This window comes from Sphingomonas sp. SP5 (assembly GCF_058313455.1).
Window position 1 is genome coordinate 648,581 of sequence record NZ_JBZFLF010000001.1, and the last position, 17,842, is coordinate 666,422.

Below are 17,842 nucleotides of genomic sequence, written 5' to 3' on the forward strand. Positions count from 1 at the left end.
TCAATCCTTCATCACGAAGACGTCGGCGGCGTGAATGACATGCCGTTCCCCGATCGCCAAGCGCAGGATCAAGGCGCCGTCCGTACCAAGCCCATCGAACAGGCCTTCGCGTGTCCCCCCGTCGGGCAGACGGACGGTCAGCGCCGTGCCGACCGGATGCGCGGCGGCGAGCCAGGCGCTGCGGATCACGGCCAGGCCCTCGCCGCGCCACCGCCCCAGCCACCGCGCGAACGCCTCCGCCAGTACCTCCAGCAACGTCTCCGCGGCGATGTTGACGCCGGCCTCGGCAAGGCTGGTGGTCGGCCGGTCGGGCAGCTCCGGCTGATGGGCCACGTTGACGCCGATCCCAACCACCACCGCATCATCGCTGCGTTCGAGCAGAATGCCGGATAGCTTCGCCCCTTGGCGCAGCAGATCGTTGGGCCATTTGATCCGGGTGGCGACGCCGAATACGCCGATCGCTTCGTGCAGCGCGATGGCGGCAACCAACGCCAGCGTTGCCGGTGGCGGATCGCCCGACCGCAATCGCACCAGCGTGCTGGCGTAGAGATTACCAATGGGCGATTCCCAGGATCGGCCGAGCCTGCCCCGCCCCGCCGTCTGACGCTCCGCGCGCAGCCACTGCCCTTCCCCCTCACCCTGGCGGGCGAGGAGCAGCATGTCGGCGTTGGTCGATCCCGTTTCTGCGACGGTACGGATCGTCACATCGCGGGAAACAGCGCGCGGGCCGCCGCCATCGTCCAGCCGCCGAGCAGCGGAATGGCGAGATAGCCCAGGGGTGACACGAAGGCCGCGGTCAGCACGATCAACCCGCCCTCGACCGGGTTGTTGCCCTTCGGGAACGCCGGTGCCGGATCGTCGAAGTACATCGTCTTGACGACGCGCAGGTAATAATAGGCGCCGATCGTCGATGCCGCGATACCGACTGCCGCCAGCGGGAACAGGCCTGCCGCCACCGCCGCGTCGAACACCGCGAACTTGGCGTAGAAGCCGAACAGCGGCGGAATGCCCGCAAGGCTGAACATGAAGATCGCCAGTGCCGCAGCTAGGCCCGGCCGCGTCCGCGACATGCCCGACAGCGCCGCGATGCTCTCCACCGGCTGCCCGGCATCGTCGCGCATCTGGAGGACGACGAGGAACGAGCCCAACGTCATCGCGATGTAGATCGTCATATAGACGAGCACACCCGACACGCCCTCCGGCGTCCCCGCCGCGAGCCCGATCAGCGCGAACCCGACGTTGTTGATCGACGAATAGGCAAGCAGGCGCTTGATGTTGGTCTGCCCGATCGCCGCCACCGCGCCGAGGATGATCGAGGCGAGCGCGGAGAAGATCACGATCTGGCGCCACTGGTCGGTCGCCGGCCCCATCGCCTCCACCGCCACGCGTACCGCCAGGCCCATCGCCGCGACCTTCGGCGCCGAGGCGAAGAAGGCGGTGACCGGCGTCGGCGCACCTTCGTACACGTCGGGCGTCCACATGTGGAACGGCACCGCCGAGATCTTGAACGCGATACCGGCAAAGACGAAGACGAGGCCGAAGAGCAGGCCGAGCGAATGGGCGCCCGCATAGGCCGCCGCGATGCCGCCGAACAGGGTCGTGCCCGAGAAGCCGTACACCAGGCTGATACCGTACAGCAGGATGCCGCTCGCCAGCGCGCCGAGCACGAAATATTTGAGGCCCGCTTCCGCCGAGCGCGTGTCGCGGCGCATGAAGCTCGCCAGCACATAGGCCGACAGGCTCTGCAGTTCGAGGCCGACATACAGCGTCAGCAGATCGGCCGCCGACACCATCATGCCCATGCCCGCCGCGGAGAGCAGGATCAGCACCGGATATTCCGGCCGCAGGTCGTCGCCGCTGGTGCGCTGGAAGAAATCGGGCGCCATCAGCACGGCGAACGAGGCAGCGATATAGATCAGCACCTTGGCAAAGGCGGCGAACGCGTCCGCGCGGTAAAGGCCGTCGAACGCGACGCCGCCATGGCTGGCCGGTCCGATCAACGCGATCGCCGCACCGGCGAGGATCGCGACGGCAGCCCAGGACACGGCGCGTGTCGACGCCGGGCCGCCCCAGGCGGACACCAGCATCAGAACGATGGCACCGACGCCGAGGATCACCTCGGGCAGCGTCATGGCGAGATTGGCGGCGTAATCCATCAGTGTGCGGTTCCGTGGGCGGCAGCATGGGCCACCGGGATGGGCTTGCCGGCAGTCGGCTTGGAATCGGACGGCGGCGCAGCGCGGTCGATGCGGGCGAGCAGGACGCCGACATCCTTACGCATCGGCGCCATGAAGCTTTCGGGGTATACACCCATCCACAGCGTCACCGCGGCGATCGGCGCCAGCAGCCACAGTTCGCGGCTGGACAGGTCCTGCATGCCGCGCACCTCGTCCGACTTGATCTCGCCAAACGCGATCCGGCGGTAGAGGTAGAGCATATAGGCCGCGCCCAGGATGATGCTGGTCGTGCAGAGCAGCGCGATCCAGGTCGACACCTGGTACGTCCCCATCAGCGCCAGGAATTCGGCGACGAACCCACTGGTCCCCGGCAGGCCGATCGACGCCATGGTGAAGAACAGGAAGAACAGCGCATAGCGCGGCATGTTGATCGCCAGGCCGCCGTACCGGCTGATCTCCCGCGTATGCAGACGATCGTAGATCACGCCGACGCACAGGAAGAGCGCACCCGACACCAGCCCGTGGCTGAGCATCATGATCATCGCGCCCTCGATCCCCTGCCGATTGAAGGCATAGAGGCCGATGGTCACGATCGCCATGTGTGCGACCGACGAATAGGCGATCAGCTTCTTCATGTCCGACTGCACCAGCGCAACGAGGCTGGTGTAGATCACCGCTACCGCCGACAGGCCGAAGATCAGCCAGGTGAGCTGCCCCGATGCCTCCGGGAACATCGGCAGGCTGAAGCGCAGGAAGCCATAGCCACCGAGCTTCAGCAGCACGCCTGCCAGGATCACCGATCCCGCGGTCGGTGCCTGCACGTGCGCATCGGGCAACCAGGTATGCACCGGCCACATCGGCATCTTCACCGCGAACGAGGCGAAGAAGGCGAGCCACAGCCACGTCTGGACAGGGGCGGGGAAGTCGTGCGCCTGCAACGCGGGGATGCTCGACGTGCCGGCGACCCGCGCCATGTAGAGCATCGCCACCAGCATCAGCAGCGAGCCGAGCAGCGTGTAGAGGAAGAATTTGTAGCTCGCGTAGATGCGGTTCGCCCCGCCCCAGATGCCGATGATGAGGTACATCGGGATCAGGCCTGCCTCGAAGAACAGGTAGAAGAGGAACAGGTCCTGCGCCGCGAAGGTGCCGATCATCAGCACCTCGGTCAGCAGGAAGGCTGCCATATATTCGGGTACGCGATTGGTGACCGAACGCCAGCTCGCCCCGATGCAGATCGGCATCAGGAAGACGCTGAGCATGATGAGCATCAGCGCGAAGCCGTCGATGCCGAGGTCCCAGGCGAAGAAGCCGAACCGCGGCCCCTGCTCGACGAACTGCCACTGCGCGCCGCCGATGTCGTAGTTCGCCCATAGCAGCACGCCCAGCACGAAGTCGACCAGCGTCGCCGCCAGCGCCACCGTCCGCGCCGTGGCGGCGGGCAGGAACAGGCAGGCGACCGCTGCGACCGCCGGGATCAGCAGCATGATCGAGAGGATGGGAACGCCGCTCATTGTGCGATCGCCCAGGTGACGACGGCGGTCAGACCGATCAGCATGACGAAGGCATAGGTATAGACATATCCGTTCTGGAGCCGGCCCGCGACGCGGCTGGAGAACTGCACCACCCAGGCCGAGCCGTTCGGCCCGAACCGGTCGATCGTCTTCTCGTCGCCGCGATGCCACAGGAAGCGGCCGATCGCGAAGGCGGGGCGGACGAAGAGCAGGTGATACAGTTCGTCGAAATAATATTTGTGGGTGAGGAAGCGGTAGAGGATGCGGAACTGGTCCGCCACCGCCGCCGGGAAGCGCGGCGCCTTGATATAGGCATACCAGGCGATGAACAGGCCGAGCAGCATGCCGATCGTCGCGCCGAGCTTCGCCAACACCGGGATCTCGTGCATCGCGTGCATCAAATGTTCGCGGAACGCGATGTCGCCCTTCCAGAAGGTCTCACCCGCACTCGGCTCGATGAAGAAATGCTGGAAGACGAAGCCGGCGGCGATGGCACCCATCGACAGCACGATCAGCGGGACCAGCATCGGCCATGGGCTCTCGTGCGGATGATAGCCGCCGGTGCCGGCAGGCAGGTCCTGCTGCGAAGCGCCATGCGTCGACGGACGATCGCCGCTGTCCTCGGCCTGCGCCGGGTTGCCGTGCGCCTCGTCGGCGTGATGCGCGTCGTGGCCATGCGCGTGATGATCGTCATGACCATGCCCGTGCGCATCATGGCCGTGCGCATCATGGCCGTGTGCATCGTGAAGCGCATGCTGGATATGCTCGGATGCAGCCCAGCGCGGCGTTCCCCAGAAGGTGAGGAACATCAGGCGCCACGAATAGAAGCTGGTGATGAGCGCGACGAGCACGCCGACGAACCACACACCCGGTTCGCCCGCCGCCCAGCTCGCCTCGATGATCGCGTCCTTGGAATAGAAGCCCGCGAAACCGATCGAGAACGGATTGCCGAACACCGCCGGCAGGCCGACGCCGGTGATCGCCAGCGTCCCCATCATCATGCCCCAGAAGGTCAGCGGGATGCTCTTACGCAGGCCCCCGTAATAGCGCATGTCCTGCTCGTGGTGCATCGCGTGGATCACCGAGCCCGCGCCCAGGAACAGCAAAGCCTTGAAGAAGGCGTGTGTGAACAGGTGGAACATCGCCGCGCCGTACGCGCCGACGCCCGCCGCGAAGAACATATAGCCGAGCTGCGAACAGGTCGAATAGGCGATGACGCGCTTGATGTCGGTCTGAACCATGCCGACCGTGGCGGCGAACAGGCAGGTCGCGGCACCGATGAAGGTGACGAAGTGCAGCGCGGTCGGCGAGACTTCGAACATCGGCGACAGGCGGCACACCATGAAGACGCCCGCGGTGACCATCGTCGCCGCATGGATCAGCGCCGACACCGGGGTCGGGCCCTCCATCGCGTCCGGCAGCCAGGTGTGCAGGCCGAGCTGCGCCGACTTGCCCATCGCGCCGACGAACAGCAGCAGGCAGAGCACCGTCATCGTATCGGCGCGGAAGCCGAGGAAGCCGATCGTCGACCCCGCCATGCCCGGCGCCGCGGCGAGGATCGCGGGGATCGACACGGTACCGAAGACGAGGAAGGTGCCGAAGATGCCCAGCATGAAGCCGAGATCGCCGACGCGGTTGACGACGAACGCCTTGATCGCGGCCGCGTTGGCGGAGGGCTTCCGGAACCAGAAGCCGATCAGCAGGTAGGAAGCGAGACCCACGCCTTCCCAGCCGAAGAACATCTGGACCAGCGTGTCCGCCGTCACCAGCATCAGCATCGCGAAGGTGAACAGCGAGAGGTAGGCGAAGAAGCGCGGCTGGTCCGGGTCCTCGCCCATATAGCCCCAACTATAGAGGTGGACGAGCGCCGACACGCTGGTGATGACCACCAGCATGATCGCGGTCAGCTGGTCGACGCGCAGCGACCATTCGACCGCCATGTCGCCGCTGACGATCCACTTGAGCACCGGCATGACCTGCGCCTCGCTGGAACCGGCGAGGAAGCCGAGGAAGATCGGCCAGGACAGCAGGCACGAGATGAACAAGGCGCCGGTCGTGACGGCTTTGGCCGGCACGAAGCCGATCGCCTTGTTGCCCAGCCCCGCAATGGCGGCGGCGAGCAGCGGCAGGAATACGATGAATAAGATGGCGTGCACCGAAATCAGCCCTTCATCCGGTTGACGTCATCGACCGCGATGGTGCCGCGGCCACGGAAATAGATCACCAGGATCGCCAGCCCGATCGCTGCCTCGCCCGCGGCGACGGTCAGCACGAACATCGCGAAGATCTGACCGACGAGGTCGTGCAGATAGGCCGAGAAGGCGACCAGGTTGAGGTTCACGGCGAGCAGGATCAGCTCGATCGCCATCAGGATGACGATCAGGTTCTTCCGGTTGAGGAAGATGCCGAGCACGCCCATCGTGAACAGGATCGCCGCGACGACCAGGTAATGGGTAAGACCGATCACAGCTGCACCCCCTGCCCGACCGGCGGCTGGACGTTGCGCGTCGCCTCTTCGGGCCGGCGCGCGATCTGCCGGAACGGCGACTGCGCGCGCACCCCGCCACGCTGACGATGGGTCAGCACGATCGCGCCGATCATCGCGACCAGCAGGACGAAGCCCGCCGCCTCGAACACGAACAGATAGCGCGTATAGAGCAATTGCCCCATCGCCTGGATGTTGGGCACCGAACCGTCGATCGGCGCGATCCGCTGGTTGATCTTGAGGCCGCCGGCGCTCCAGGCACCGATGCCGATCAGGATTTCGGCGGCCAGCGCCACGGCGAGCGCGAGGCCCAACGCCGCATAGCGGGCGAACCCGGCACGCAGTTCAGCGACCTCGATGTCGAGCATCATTACGACGAACAGGAACAGCACCGCGACCGCACCAACATACACGATGACGAGCAGCATCGCGATGAATTCGGCACCGACGAGCACCATCAGCCCCGCCGCGTTGAAGAAGGCGAGGATCAGCCACATGACGGAATGCACCGGATTGCGCGACGAAATGGTCATCGCGCCCGATCCGATCACCACGATGGCGAAGAGATAAAAGGCTATGGCCTGGATCACGAGTTGGTCGGCCCCCTAAGCCCGGAATCGAGTGCGGCGCGCATTAACGGTAGGGCGCATCGGCGGCAAGGTTCGCCGCGATCGCGCGTTCCCAGCGGTCGCCATTGTCGAGCAGCTTGGCCTTGTCGTAGATCAGCTCCTCGCGCGTTTCGGTTGAAAATTCGTAATTCGGCCCCTCGACGATCGCGTCCACGGGGCAGGCCTCCTGGCACAGCCCGCAATAGATGCACTTGGTCATGTCGATGTCGTAGCGCGTGGTGCGGCGGCTGCCGTCGTCGCGCGGCTCGGCCTCGATCGTGATCGCCTGCGCCGGGCACACCGCCTCGCACAGCTTGCACGCGATGCAGCGTTCCTCGCCATTCGGATAGCGACGCAGCGCATGCTCGCCGCGGAAGCGCGGCGAGATGGGGTTGCGCTCATAGGGATAGTTGATCGTCGCCTTGGGCTTGAAGAAATACTTCAGCGTGAGGGCATGCGCCTTCACGAATTCCCAAAGCGTGAACGATTTGACGATCTGCGCGACGCTCACGATCCAAACCCCATAACCCGGTCGATGGCGACGACCGTCAATCCGATAACCACGCCGCCCAAGGCACGGCGCCACAGGTTGCTGGTAAGGATGCCACTCACAGCGGCACCCGCATCAGCATCAGCACGCCCGACACCAGAAACACCCAGAACAGCGACAATGGCAGGAAGATCTTCCAGCCCAGCCGCATCAGCTGGTCGTAGCGATAGCGCGGGACGGTCGCCTTCACCCAGCTGAAGACGAAGAAAAAGAACAGGATCTTGGCGAACAGCCAGATGATGCCCGGCACCCAGTAGAGCGGTGCCCAGTCGATCGGGGGCAGCCAGCCGCCCCAGAACAGCGTCGCGTTGAGCGCGCACATCAGCAGCACGTTGGCATATTCGCCAAGCCAGAAGAGCGCGAAGCTCATCGAGCTGTATTCGGTCTGGTATCCGGCGACGAGTTCCGATTCCGCTTCGGTCAGGTCGAACGGCGCACGGCCGGTTTCGGCCATGCCGGAAATGAGGAAGACGATGCTCATCGGGAACAGCAGCGGATTGAACCCGAAGCCGTTGACCGGCAGCCAGCTGTAGATCGCCTTCTGTGCCAGCACGATCGACGACAGGTTGAACGTCCCCGCCCACAGCACGACCGTGATGAGCACGAAGCCGAGCGCCACTTCGTAGCTGACCATCTGCGCCGCGGCGCGCAGCGCCGAGTAGAAGGGATATTTCGAGTTGGACGCCCAGCCCGACAGGATGATGCCATAGACCCCGAGTGACGAGGCGGCGAGCACGTAGAGCAGCCCGACATTGATGTCGGCGAGCACCACGCCGGCTCCGAACGGCACCACCGCCCAGACGATCAGCGCGACCGTGAAGGTGATGATCGGCGCCATCAAGAACAGGCCGCGATTGGCAGCGGCCGGCACGATGGTTTCCTGCAGGAACACCTTCAGGCCGTCGGCGAATGACTGGAGCAGGCCGAGCGGTCCGACCACGTTCGGCCCACGGCGCAGCGCCATCGCCGCCCAGATCTTGCGGTCGGCATAGATGATCATCGCCACCGCCAGCATCAGCGGCAGTGCGATGACCAGGATGCCGACGATGGTCGCGACGAACCACGCCCAGCCATAGGGCAGGCCGATCGTCGAGTTGAAGAAATCGGTCACTCCGCCGCCTCCGCGAACGTCTCGCCATGGACCAGTTCGGCCGAGCAGCGCTGCATCGTCGGCGATGCGCGGCAGATGGCGTTGGTCAGATAGAAATCCTTGATTGGATAGCCGGACAGGCTGCCCTGCCCCGCGGTACCGAGCGACGGCGGGTTCCAGTCGAAGCTTGCAACTGCGCCGATGTTGCGCAGCGCCGGCACCTCCGTCGCCATCGCCTCGCGCAAGCCGGCGAGGCTGTCGAACGGCAGCGTTGCCCCGAGCACTTCGGACAACGCGCGGAAGATCGTCCAATCCTCGCGTGCGTCACCCGGCGCGAACACCGCGCGCTCGCCACGCTGCACGCGGCCTTCCAGGTTCACCCAGGTCCCCGATTTTTCGGCATAGGTGGATCCCGGCAGGATCACGTCGGCATGATGCGCACCCTTGTCGCCATGGTGGCCGACATAGACCTTGAAGCCGCCGAAGCCGGTGAAATCGACCTCGTCCGCACCCAGGAAGAAGGTGACGTCTGCGCCACGCAGGTCGGCGATGCCACCCTTTTGTGCATAGCCGAGCATCAGCCCGCCCATCCGGCTCGCCGCCATGTGGACGACGTTGAAGCCGTTCCAGCTATCGCGGACGAGGTTGAAGTCCTTGGCGAACTGCAACGCAGCGCCGTGGCCGCCCTTCAACGCGCCACCGCCGACGATGACCATCGGCTTGCTCGCGTTGCGGAACAGCTCGGCCGCAGCGTCCGGCAGATTGCCGAGCAGCGACAGGTCGGCCCCAAGCCATTCGACCTTGTAGGTCAGCTCGGTCTCCAGCCCGATCGCGAAGACCTTCGCGCCCTTCTTGATCGCCTTGCGGACTCGCGTGTTCACCAACGGCGCTTCCCAGCGCAGGTTGGTGCCGACCAGCAGGATGGCATCCGCCTCTTCCACGCCGGCGATGCCGGTGTTGAAGTTCACCGCAGCGAGGCTGGACGTATCATAATCCATCCCGGTCTGCCGCCCTTCGAGCAGCGACGAGCCGAGCGCTCCGAGCAGCGCCTTGGCGGCATACATCGTCTCGCAATCGACGAGGTCGCCAGCCACCGCGGCGATGTTCGCTCCTGCTGCATCGACCTTGGCCTTGATGACCGCAAACGCTTCGTTCCAGTCGACCGCGACCAGCTTGCCGTCACGCCGTACATAAGGCCGGTCGAGCCGGCGCCGCACGAGCCCGTCTACATGGTGGCGCGTCTTGTCGTGCGCCCATTCCTCGTTAACGTCCTCGTTGATGCGCGGCACGCAGCGCAGCACCTGGCGGCCACGGCTGTCGAGACGGATGTTGGTGCCTACCGCGTCCTGCACGTCGATGGTGAGCGTCTTCTTCAGCTCCCAGGGCCGCGCCTCATAGGCGTAAGGCTTCGACGTCAGGGCGCCCACCGGACACAGGTCGACGACGTTGCCGCTGAGCTCGCTAGTCACCGCCTGTTCGAGGTAGCTGGTGATCTGCATGTCCTCGCCGCGATAGATCGCGCCGATCTCCTCCACGCCGGCGACTTCTTCCGCGAAGCGGACGCAGCGCGTGCACTGGATGCAGCGGGTCATGATCGTCTTCACGATCGGCCCCATATACTTTTCAGTGACCGCCCGCTTGTTCTCGGTGTAGCGGCTATGGCCCTTGCCGTAGGCGACCGACTGGTCCTGCAGGTCGCACTCTCCACCCTGATCGCAGATCGGGCAGTCGAGCGGGTGATTGATGAGCAGGAATTCCATCACGCCTTCGCGCGCGTTCTTCACCATCGGCGTGGTGGTGAACACTTCCTGATTGTCCGCGGCGGGCAGCGCGCACGAAGCCTGCGGCTTCGGCGGCCCCGGCTTCACCTCGACGAGGCACATGCGGCAATTGCCGGCGATCGACAGCCGTTCGTGGTAGCAGAAGCGCGGGATTTCCTTGCCCGCCGCCTCACATGCCTGGAGCACGGTCGCTCCCTGCGGCACCTCGACCTCGATCCCGTCTACTTTCAGCTTGGGCATTATTCGGCAGCTTCCTGCATCGGGGTGAGATCACCGCCGTTGCGCGAGTTGATGCGACGTTCCAGTTCCGGGCGGAAGTGGCGGATGAGCCCCTGGATGGGCCATGCCGCGGCATCGCCCAAGGCGCAGATCGTGTGGCCTTCGACCTGCTTGGTCACCTGTTGCAGCGTGTCGATCTCGGCGATGTCGGCATCGCCGGTGCGCAGACGCTCCATCACGCGCCACATCCAGCCGGTACCTTCGCGGCACGGCGTGCACTGGCCGCAGCTTTCGTGCTTGTAGAAGTAGGAGATGCGGCTGATCGCACGGACGATATCGGTCGATTTGTCCATCACGATCACCGCCGCGGTGCCGAGACCGGAGCCGACTGCCTTCAGGCCGTCGAAATCCATCGGTGCATCGATGATGTCCTTGGCCGGCACCAGTGGCACCGACGATCCGCCCGGGATCACCGCGAGCAGATTGTCCCAGCCGCCGCGGATGCCGCCGCAATGCGTCTCGATCAGTTCGCGGAACGAGATGCCCATGGCATCCTCCACCACGCACGGCCGGTTCACATGGCCGCTGATCTGGAAGAGCTTCGTCCCCTTGTTGTTCTCGCGCCCGAAGGACGAGAACCATTCCGCCCCGCGACGCAGGATGGTGGGAGCGACGGCGATGCTCTCGACGTTGTTGACCGTGGTCGGGCAGCCATAGAGGCCCGCACCCGCCGGGAACGGCGGCTTGAGGCGCGGTTGCCCCTTTTTGCCCTCCAGGCTTTCCAGCATCGCGGTTTCTTCGCCGCAGATATATGCGCCGGCGCCGCGATGGACGAAGACGTCGAAGTCGTAGCCCGAGCCGCTGGCGTTCTTGCCGATCAGCCCCTTGTCGTAGGCCTCGGCGACGGCGGCGAACAACGTCTCGGCTTCACGGATATATTCGCCGCGGATGTAGATGTAGGCGGCACGCGCCCGCATCGCATAGCCGGCGATCAGCGCACCCTCGATCAGCTTGTGCGGATCGTGACGGATGATCTCGCGGTCCTTGCACGAACCGGGCTCGGATTCGTCGGCGTTGATGACCAGGAAGTTCGGCCGGTCGGGCTTGGGTTCCTTGGGCATGAACGACCATTTGGTGCCGGTCGGGAAGCCCGCACCGCCGCGGCCGCGCAAACCCGACGCCTTGATGACGTCGATGATCGCGTCCTGGCCGAGCGCCATCAGCCCCTTGGTATTGTCCCAGTCGCCACGCTTCAGCGCCGCCTCCAGGTTCCAGGGCTGGAACCCGTAGACGTTGGTGAAGATGCGGTCCTTGTCCGCCAGCATCAGGCCCACTCGCTCCGGTAATCGTGATTGTCGTCGACCATCGCCGTGAGGGTCGTCGGGCCGCCTTCGGGGCAGCTGGTCTGGCGGCCGATCGTCGACCCGGTCTTGGGCTGCTCGCCCTTGGCCAGCGCCTCCAGCACCGCGACGGTGCGATCGTAATCCAGATCCTCGTAATTATCGTCGTTGATCTGGACCATCGGCGCGTTGGCGCAGGTGCCGAGGCACTCGACCTCGGTCAGCGTGAACAGGCCATCGGGGGTCGTGCCGCCCTTCACCAGTCCGCGGTTCTTGCACGCGGCGAGCACATCGTCCGACCCGCGCAGCATGCACGGCGTCGTCCCGCAGACCTGCACGTGATAGCGGCCGACCGGCGCGAGGTTGAACATCGTGTAGAAGGTCGCGACCTCGAACACGCGCATGTACGGCACGCCGATCGCCCTCGCGACGAATTCGATCACCGGCACGGGCAGCCAGCCCTGCGTCTGCGTTTCCGCGCCGACCTGCCGCTGGGCGAGATCGAGGAATGGGATGGACGCGGACTGCGAACGGCCGGCGGGGTAGCGCGCCAGGATCTCGTTCGCCTTACGCTGGTTCTCTTCGGTCCAGGCGAAGCCGCCCCAACGGGCGCGGGTCTCGGCTTCGTCGGGGATCTGGGGTGCTTCAGCCATCAGCGGTCACATTCACCAAAAACGATATCCATCGCACCGAGGATCGCGGTCGTATCCGCCAGCATGTGGCCCTTCGACATGAAGTCCATCGCTTGCAGGTGCGAAAAGGCGGTCGGCCGGATCTTGCAGCGGTACGGCTTGTTCGAGCCGTCGGCGACGAGGAACACGCCGAACTCGCCCTTGGGGCTTTCGGTCGCGACATACACTTCGCCGGCGGGAACGTGATAGCCCTCGGTATACAACTTGAAGTGATGGATCAGCGCTTCCATCGACTGCTTCATCTCGGCCCGCTTCGGCGGCACCACCTTGCGGTCGGACGAGGCGATCGGCCCCTCCGGCATGTCGCGCAGGCACTGCTTCATGATCCGCGCCGACTGGCGGACCTCCTCCACACGCACCATGAAGCGATCGTAGCAATCGCCACGCGTGCCGACGGGGATGTCGAACTCCATCCGGTCGTAGACATCATAGGGCTGCGACTTGCGCAGATCCCACGGAATGCCGGCGGCACGGATCATCGGGCCGGAGAAGCCCCATGCGATCGCATCCTCGCGGCTCACCGTCGCGATATCGACGTTGCGCTGCTTGAAGATGCGGTTGTCCGCCACCAGGCTGATCGCATCCTCGAACAGGCGCGGCAGGCGCGTGTCGAGCCAGTCGGCGATATCGGTCAGCAGCTTGAGCGGCACGTCCTGGTGCACGCCGCCCGGACGCATGTAATTATGGTGCATACGCGCGCCCGAGGCCCGCTCGAGGAAGTTGTAGCAATCCTCGCGAATCTCGAACAGCCACAGGTTCGGCGTCATCGCGCCGACGTCCATCACGTGGCTGCCGAGGTTCAGCATGTGATTGGAGATGCGCGTCAGCTCGGCGAAGAAGACGCGCAGATACTGGGCGCGCAGCGGCACCTCGATATCCAGCAGCTTCTCGATGGCGAGCACGAAGGTATGCTCCATGCACATCGGCGAGCAGTAGTCGAGGCGATCGAAATAGGGGATCGCCTGCGCATAGGTCTTGTATTCGATCAGCTTCTCGGTGCCGCGATGCAGCAGGCCGACGTGCGGATCGATCCGCTCGATGATCTCGCCGTCCAGCTCCATCACCAGCCGGAGCACGCCGTGCGCGGCCGGATGCTGGGGACCGAAGTTGATCGTGTAGTTCTGGATGGTCACGTCGCCGGTCGTCGGATCGTCCGAGTCCGTGGCGTGCATCAGTTCGTCGACATAGTCGCTCACTGGTTCTGTCCTTGACCCTTGGTCGGCACCACGTCGGCATCGGCGGGCTTGCTTTCCGCCTTGTTGCCGCCATGCGCCTCGCCCGCGCCGGTATCGGCGGTGCTGCCGCTCGCCGTCTTGGCATAAGGTTCGCTGCCCGCCTTGGGCGTCTCGGTCGGTGCCTTCGATGCGTCGGCCTTGGCGATCGTGTCGGCCTTCAGCGGCGTCGGCGCCCCCTTGGCCTCGGGCAGCATGCCCTTCTCGTCGCCGGGCAGCACATATTCCGCGCCCTCCCACGGGCTCTGGAAGTCGAAGTTGCGGAAGTCCTGCGCCAGGCTGACCGGCTGATAGACGACGCGCTTCGCCTCTTCCGAATAGCGCATCTCGACGAACCCGGTCAGCGGGAAGTCCTTGCGCTGCGGATGGCCGCGGAAGCCATAGTCGGTGAGGATGCGGCGCAGGTCGGCATTGCCCGTGAAGAGCACGCCGTACATGTCGTAGACCTCACGCTCCAGCCAGCCGGCGACCGGCCAGATGCCCGTCACCGACGGCACCGGCTTCACCTCGTCCGTCGCGACATGGACGTGCAGGCGATGGTTGCGGGTCAGCGACAGCAGGCAATAGACCACCTCGAACCGCTCGGGGCGATCCGGATAGTCGACGCCGGCGATCTCCATCAGCTGCTGGTATTCGAGGCCGGGGGTATCGCGCAGCTGCGTCAGCGCCTGCACGATGCCCTCGCGCTCCACGTAGAGCGCGACCTCGCCGACCTGGTCGACGGCGTCGATCAGCGCCGCGCCGAGGGTCGCACGAACAGCCTCGATCGTCTCGCCGTTGAGGTTCGCCGCATAAGCGGGTGCGGGCGCCCTCACCGTTCGATGCTCCCGGCGCGACGGATCTTCCGCTGCAACTGCATGATGCCGTACAGCAACGCTTCGGCGGTCGGCGGGCAGCCGGGGACATAGATGTCGACCGGCACGACGCGGTCGCAGCCACGCACCACCGAATAGCTGTAATGGTAATAGCCACCGCCGTTGGCGCAGCTGCCCATCGAGATGACGTACTTGGGCTCCGACATCTGGTCGTAGACCTTGCGGAGCGCCGGCGCCATCTTGTTGCACAGCGTGCCTGCGACGATCATCACGTCGGACTGGCGCGGGGATGCACGCGGCGCGGCGCCGAAGCGTTCCAGGTCGTAGCGGGGCATGTTGACGTGGATCATCTCGACCGCGCAGCATGCGAGGCCGAAGGTCATCCACCACAGCGAGCCGGTACGCGCCCACTGGAACAGCTCCTCGGTCGAGGTGACGAGGAAACCCTTGTCGGTCAGTTCACCATTCAGGCTGTCGAAGAACCCCTGGTCCGGCGCGATCACCGTCCCTTCGGGATTGTTGACGAGGCCCACGGGACCGGAGTGTGCACTTACTCCCAATCCAACGCTCCCTTCTTCCAGGCGTAGACGAGCCCCAAGGCGAGCTCGCCGATGAAGATCATCATGGAGATCCATGCGGTCCAGCCGATGCTGAAAACCGAGACTGCCCAAGGATATAGGAACGCCGCTTCGAGATCGAAGATGATGAACAGGATGGCGATCAGATAAAATCGCACGTCGAACTGGCTGCGCGGATCCTCGAAGGCGGGGAAGCCGCACTCATATTCGGCGAGCTTCTGCTCGTTGGGTTTGTTGCTGCCGGTGAGGCGCGACACCACCATCGGCAGGAACACGAACGTGCTCGACAGCGCCACGGCGACGCCAAGGAAGAGCAGGATAGGAAGGTATTGCGATAGGTCGACCAAAGGGCTTCTCGCAGGTGCGATAGGAATGGGGTGGCTTTAGGCCTGCCGGCCGGGTCGGGCAAGGCCGCGAGGGTGTGAGAATCACTCGCAATTCGAGGGCGTCGCACCCACCCTCACCCATCGACGGCTGCGCCGTCTCTCCCCTCTACCGACGGGATAGGGGCTAGGTGCGCAGCGCCGCGGGGTGAGGGCAGGTGCGGGACGGCCCGCGAGGGCTCAGCGCAAGGCGCCCGCCACCAGCTTGTGCAGCTTGGTATGCAGCCCGTCATTGGCAGCGAGGAACTCGTTGCGCTCCATTGCACGGTCGGCGCCGCGGAAATCGGTGACGTAGCCGCCCGCTTCCTTGACCAGCAGCAGCCCTGCCGCCGTGTCCCAGGGCTTGAGGCCCGATTCCCAATAGCCATCGTAGCGGCCCGCCGCGACCCAGGCGAGATCCAGGGCGGCCGAGCCGAAGCGGCGGATGCCGGCGACTTCGGGTGCGATCGCGCCGAAGATGCGGCTCCACTGGACGAAATCGCCATGCCCCAGGAACGGGATGCCCGTCGCGATCAGCGCCTCGCTGAGATCGCGCCGGGCCGACACGCGCAGCCGCTGGTCGGTCAGCCACGCGCCGCGACCCTTTTCCGCCCAGAAGCTCTCGTCGGTGAGCGGCTGGTAGACGAGTGCGGTCGTGATCTCGCGCTTGCCCGATACGGTCGGCTCCTCGACCGCGATCGAGATCGCGAAATGCGGGATGCCGTGGAGGAAGTTCGACGTGCCATCCAGCGGATCGATGATGAAGCGCGGCTTGTCGGGATCGCCCGCGACCTCGCCGCCCTCCTCCATCAGGAAGCCCCAGTCGGGACGCGCCTTGCGCAGTTCCTCGAACAGCGTCTGTTCGGCGCGCTTGTCGGCGATCGAGACGAAGTCGGCCGGCCCCTTGCGGCTGACCTGGAGGTTCTGCACCTCGTTGAAGTCGCGGCGCAGCGCGGTGCCGGCCTTGCGGGCGGCGCGCTCGATGACGGTGAAGAGGCCGGAATGGGAGGGCATTCGATAATCTCCCCCCTCCCGCGTGCGGGAGGGGTCGGGGGTGGGGGGAGTGTGGCCGCGAGGCGGGCAAAGCCCGCCTCGTCAGTCGCGCTGCGCGCGCTGGCCGGGCGGCGGCCTGTGCGAATAGCTACGCTATCCGTCTCAGGCCGCTCGCCTCAATCCGCGCGCCGCACGTAGGTCTGCTCGTACACGTCGACGACGATGCGAGTGCCCGCGCCGATGTGCGGCGGCACCATCACGCGCACGCCATTGTCGAGGATCGCGGGCTTGTAGCTCGACGAGGCGGTCTGCCCCTTCACCACCGCGTCCGCCTCGACGATCGTCGCCTCGATCGTGCTCGGCAGTTCGACCGAGATCGGCTTTTCGTCATAGAGTTCGAGCACCACGTCCATGCCGTCCTGCAGGAAGGCCGCGGCATCGCCGAGGATGCCGGCGTCGAGCGTGATCTGCTCGTAATTGTCCTTGTCCATGAAAGTCAGCTGGTCGCCGTCGCGGAACAGGTACTGGAAATCCTTGGTGTCGAGGCGGACGCGCTCCACCGTTTCCGCCGAGCGGAAGCGGACGTTGTTCTTGCGGCCGTCGACCAGGTTCTTCATCTCGACCTGCATGTACGCGCCGCCCTTGCCCGGCTGCGTGTGCTGGATCTTCACCGCGCGCCAGATGCCGCCTTCATATTCGATGATGTTGCCGGGACGGATGTCCACGCCGCTGATCTTCATGGGATTGAACCTGCTGGAAAGAGCGAGTGGGCGCGCGGCGAGGCGCGCCCGGTGGCGCGCGCTTTACCGCGTGGGGACGCCACCGGCAAGCATCGGGAACGGATTGACGTCCTGCCCCTGATACCAGCGCTCGCCCGGCGCCATGCGCTGCATGCCGAAGTGGAGATGGTAGTTGCCCGGCCCCGCATCGCCGGTGTCGCCGACGAAGCCGATCGTCTCGCCGGCGCGGATGCCCTGCCCTTCGCGCAGTCCGGGCGCATAGCCGGCGAGATGCGCGTAATAATAGATCCAGCGCCCATCCCGCGACCGGACATAGGCGGTGGTGCCGCCCAGATTGGATTGGAACAGCTTCTCCACCACGCCGGGGGCGGCGGCGACGACCGGCGTGCCTTGCGCGGCAAGGATGTCGGTGCCGTGGTGCCCGCGCGTCCCGCCGCCGCGCGCATCGCCCCAGCTGTCGACGATCGCCTCGCGGCGGACGCCCGCCACGGGAATGACGAGGGTCGCGCTATCGATGGCCGTCGGTGGCGGAACCGCAGTGGCGACCTCCATGCGGGGAGGACGGTGCGAGGCGGTGCCGAAACTGGTCATCGCGAAGAAAGCCGCGCCGAGCAGCACGATTCCGATCAGGATACCCCAGCCGAGCCGGGTCACGCCGCCTTCGAGACT

At 65.5% G+C, this 17,842-nt stretch carries 18 protein-coding genes; all 18 read right to left on the reverse strand.

The features are described from left to right. Positions 1-705 carry a biotin--[acetyl-CoA-carboxylase] ligase gene (locus AC4GY7_RS02935; protein WP_491111905.1) on the reverse strand — a complete coding sequence of 235 codons (705 nt, stop codon included), beginning with the start codon at positions 703-705 and terminating at the stop codon, positions 1-3. Next, positions 702-2,156, reverse strand: coding sequence for an NADH-quinone oxidoreductase subunit NuoN (gene nuoN / locus AC4GY7_RS02940; RefSeq protein ID WP_491111906.1), 1,455 nt, complete (start codon positions 2,154-2,156; stop codon positions 702-704). Before nuoN ends, AC4GY7_RS02935 begins: the two co-directional genes overlap by 4 nt. Next, positions 2,156-3,688 (reverse strand): NADH-quinone oxidoreductase subunit M, encoded by a 1,533-nt coding sequence (locus AC4GY7_RS02945; RefSeq protein WP_491111907.1) that lies wholly within the window; start codon positions 3,686-3,688, stop codon positions 2,156-2,158. The genes nuoN and AC4GY7_RS02945 overlap by 1 nt, the downstream gene beginning before the upstream one ends. After that, positions 3,685-5,844, reverse strand: coding sequence for an NADH-quinone oxidoreductase subunit L (nuoL, locus tag AC4GY7_RS02950; protein ID WP_491111908.1), 2,160 nt, complete (start codon positions 5,842-5,844; stop codon positions 3,685-3,687). The genes AC4GY7_RS02945 and nuoL overlap by 4 nt, the downstream gene beginning before the upstream one ends. 5 nt (positions 5,845-5,849) lie before the next feature. Next, positions 5,850-6,155 (reverse strand): NADH-quinone oxidoreductase subunit NuoK, encoded by a 306-nt coding sequence (nuoK, locus tag AC4GY7_RS02955; RefSeq protein WP_163959071.1) that lies wholly within the window; start codon positions 6,153-6,155, stop codon positions 5,850-5,852. After that, on the reverse strand, positions 6,152-6,763 hold the full coding sequence (locus AC4GY7_RS02960) for an NADH-quinone oxidoreductase subunit J (protein ID WP_491111909.1): 612 nt from the start codon (positions 6,761-6,763) through the stop codon (positions 6,152-6,154). Before AC4GY7_RS02960 ends, nuoK begins: the two co-directional genes overlap by 4 nt. A gap of 43 nt (positions 6,764-6,806) precedes the next feature. After that, on the reverse strand, positions 6,807-7,292 hold the full coding sequence (nuoI, locus tag AC4GY7_RS02965; protein WP_491111910.1) for an NADH-quinone oxidoreductase subunit NuoI: 486 nt from the start codon (positions 7,290-7,292) through the stop codon (positions 6,807-6,809). A gap of 97 nt (positions 7,293-7,389) precedes the next feature. After that, complete coding sequence (gene nuoH, locus AC4GY7_RS02970) at positions 7,390-8,442, reverse strand: NADH-quinone oxidoreductase subunit NuoH (RefSeq protein WP_491111911.1); 1,053 nt, start codon at positions 8,440-8,442, stop codon at positions 7,390-7,392. After that, positions 8,439-10,442 (reverse strand): NADH-quinone oxidoreductase subunit NuoG, encoded by a 2,004-nt coding sequence (gene nuoG / locus AC4GY7_RS02975; RefSeq protein ID WP_491111912.1) that lies wholly within the window; start codon positions 10,440-10,442, stop codon positions 8,439-8,441. Before nuoG ends, nuoH begins: the two co-directional genes overlap by 4 nt. Beyond that, a complete protein-coding gene (nuoF, locus tag AC4GY7_RS02980) occupies positions 10,442-11,746 on the reverse strand; it encodes an NADH-quinone oxidoreductase subunit NuoF (protein ID WP_491111913.1) in 1,305 nt (434 codons plus the stop codon). Before nuoF ends, nuoG begins: the two co-directional genes overlap by 1 nt. Further along, a complete protein-coding gene (locus AC4GY7_RS02985; RefSeq protein WP_491111914.1) occupies positions 11,746-12,414 on the reverse strand; it encodes a complex I 24 kDa subunit family protein in 669 nt (222 codons plus the stop codon). Before AC4GY7_RS02985 ends, nuoF begins: the two co-directional genes overlap by 1 nt. Further along, positions 12,414-13,625 (reverse strand): NADH-quinone oxidoreductase subunit D, encoded by a 1,212-nt coding sequence (locus tag AC4GY7_RS02990; RefSeq protein ID WP_491112082.1) that lies wholly within the window; start codon positions 13,623-13,625, stop codon positions 12,414-12,416. The genes AC4GY7_RS02985 and AC4GY7_RS02990 overlap by 1 nt, the downstream gene beginning before the upstream one ends. A 20-nt stretch (positions 13,626-13,645) precedes the next feature. After that, positions 13,646-14,500 carry an NADH-quinone oxidoreductase subunit C gene (locus AC4GY7_RS02995; protein ID WP_491111915.1) on the reverse strand — a complete coding sequence of 285 codons (855 nt, stop codon included), beginning with the start codon at positions 14,498-14,500 and terminating at the stop codon, positions 13,646-13,648. Beyond that, the gene (locus AC4GY7_RS03000; RefSeq protein WP_491111916.1) at positions 14,497-15,060 is read right to left on the reverse strand and encodes a NuoB/complex I 20 kDa subunit family protein; all 564 of its coding nucleotides are present in this window, start codon (positions 15,058-15,060) and stop codon (positions 14,497-14,499) included. Before AC4GY7_RS03000 ends, AC4GY7_RS02995 begins: the two co-directional genes overlap by 4 nt. Then, positions 15,051-15,425: an NADH-quinone oxidoreductase subunit A gene (locus tag AC4GY7_RS03005; protein ID WP_491111917.1), complete on the reverse strand. Its 375-nt coding sequence runs from the start codon at positions 15,423-15,425 to the stop codon at positions 15,051-15,053. Before AC4GY7_RS03005 ends, AC4GY7_RS03000 begins: the two co-directional genes overlap by 10 nt. Positions 15,426-15,641: 216 nt before the next feature. Further along, on the reverse strand, positions 15,642-16,454 hold the full coding sequence (locus AC4GY7_RS03010) for an inositol monophosphatase family protein (RefSeq protein ID WP_491111918.1): 813 nt from the start codon (positions 16,452-16,454) through the stop codon (positions 15,642-15,644). A 155-nt stretch (positions 16,455-16,609) separates the two neighbouring features. Further along, entirely contained in the window at positions 16,610-17,173 is a 564-nt protein-coding gene (gene efp / locus AC4GY7_RS03015) for an elongation factor P (RefSeq protein ID WP_491111919.1), read from the reverse strand. 63 nt (positions 17,174-17,236) lie between these two features. After that, positions 17,237-17,827, reverse strand: a complete 591-nt coding sequence (locus tag AC4GY7_RS03020) for a M23 family metallopeptidase (protein WP_491111920.1) — start codon at positions 17,825-17,827, stop codon at positions 17,237-17,239. Positions 17,828-17,842 lie beyond the last annotated feature (15 nt).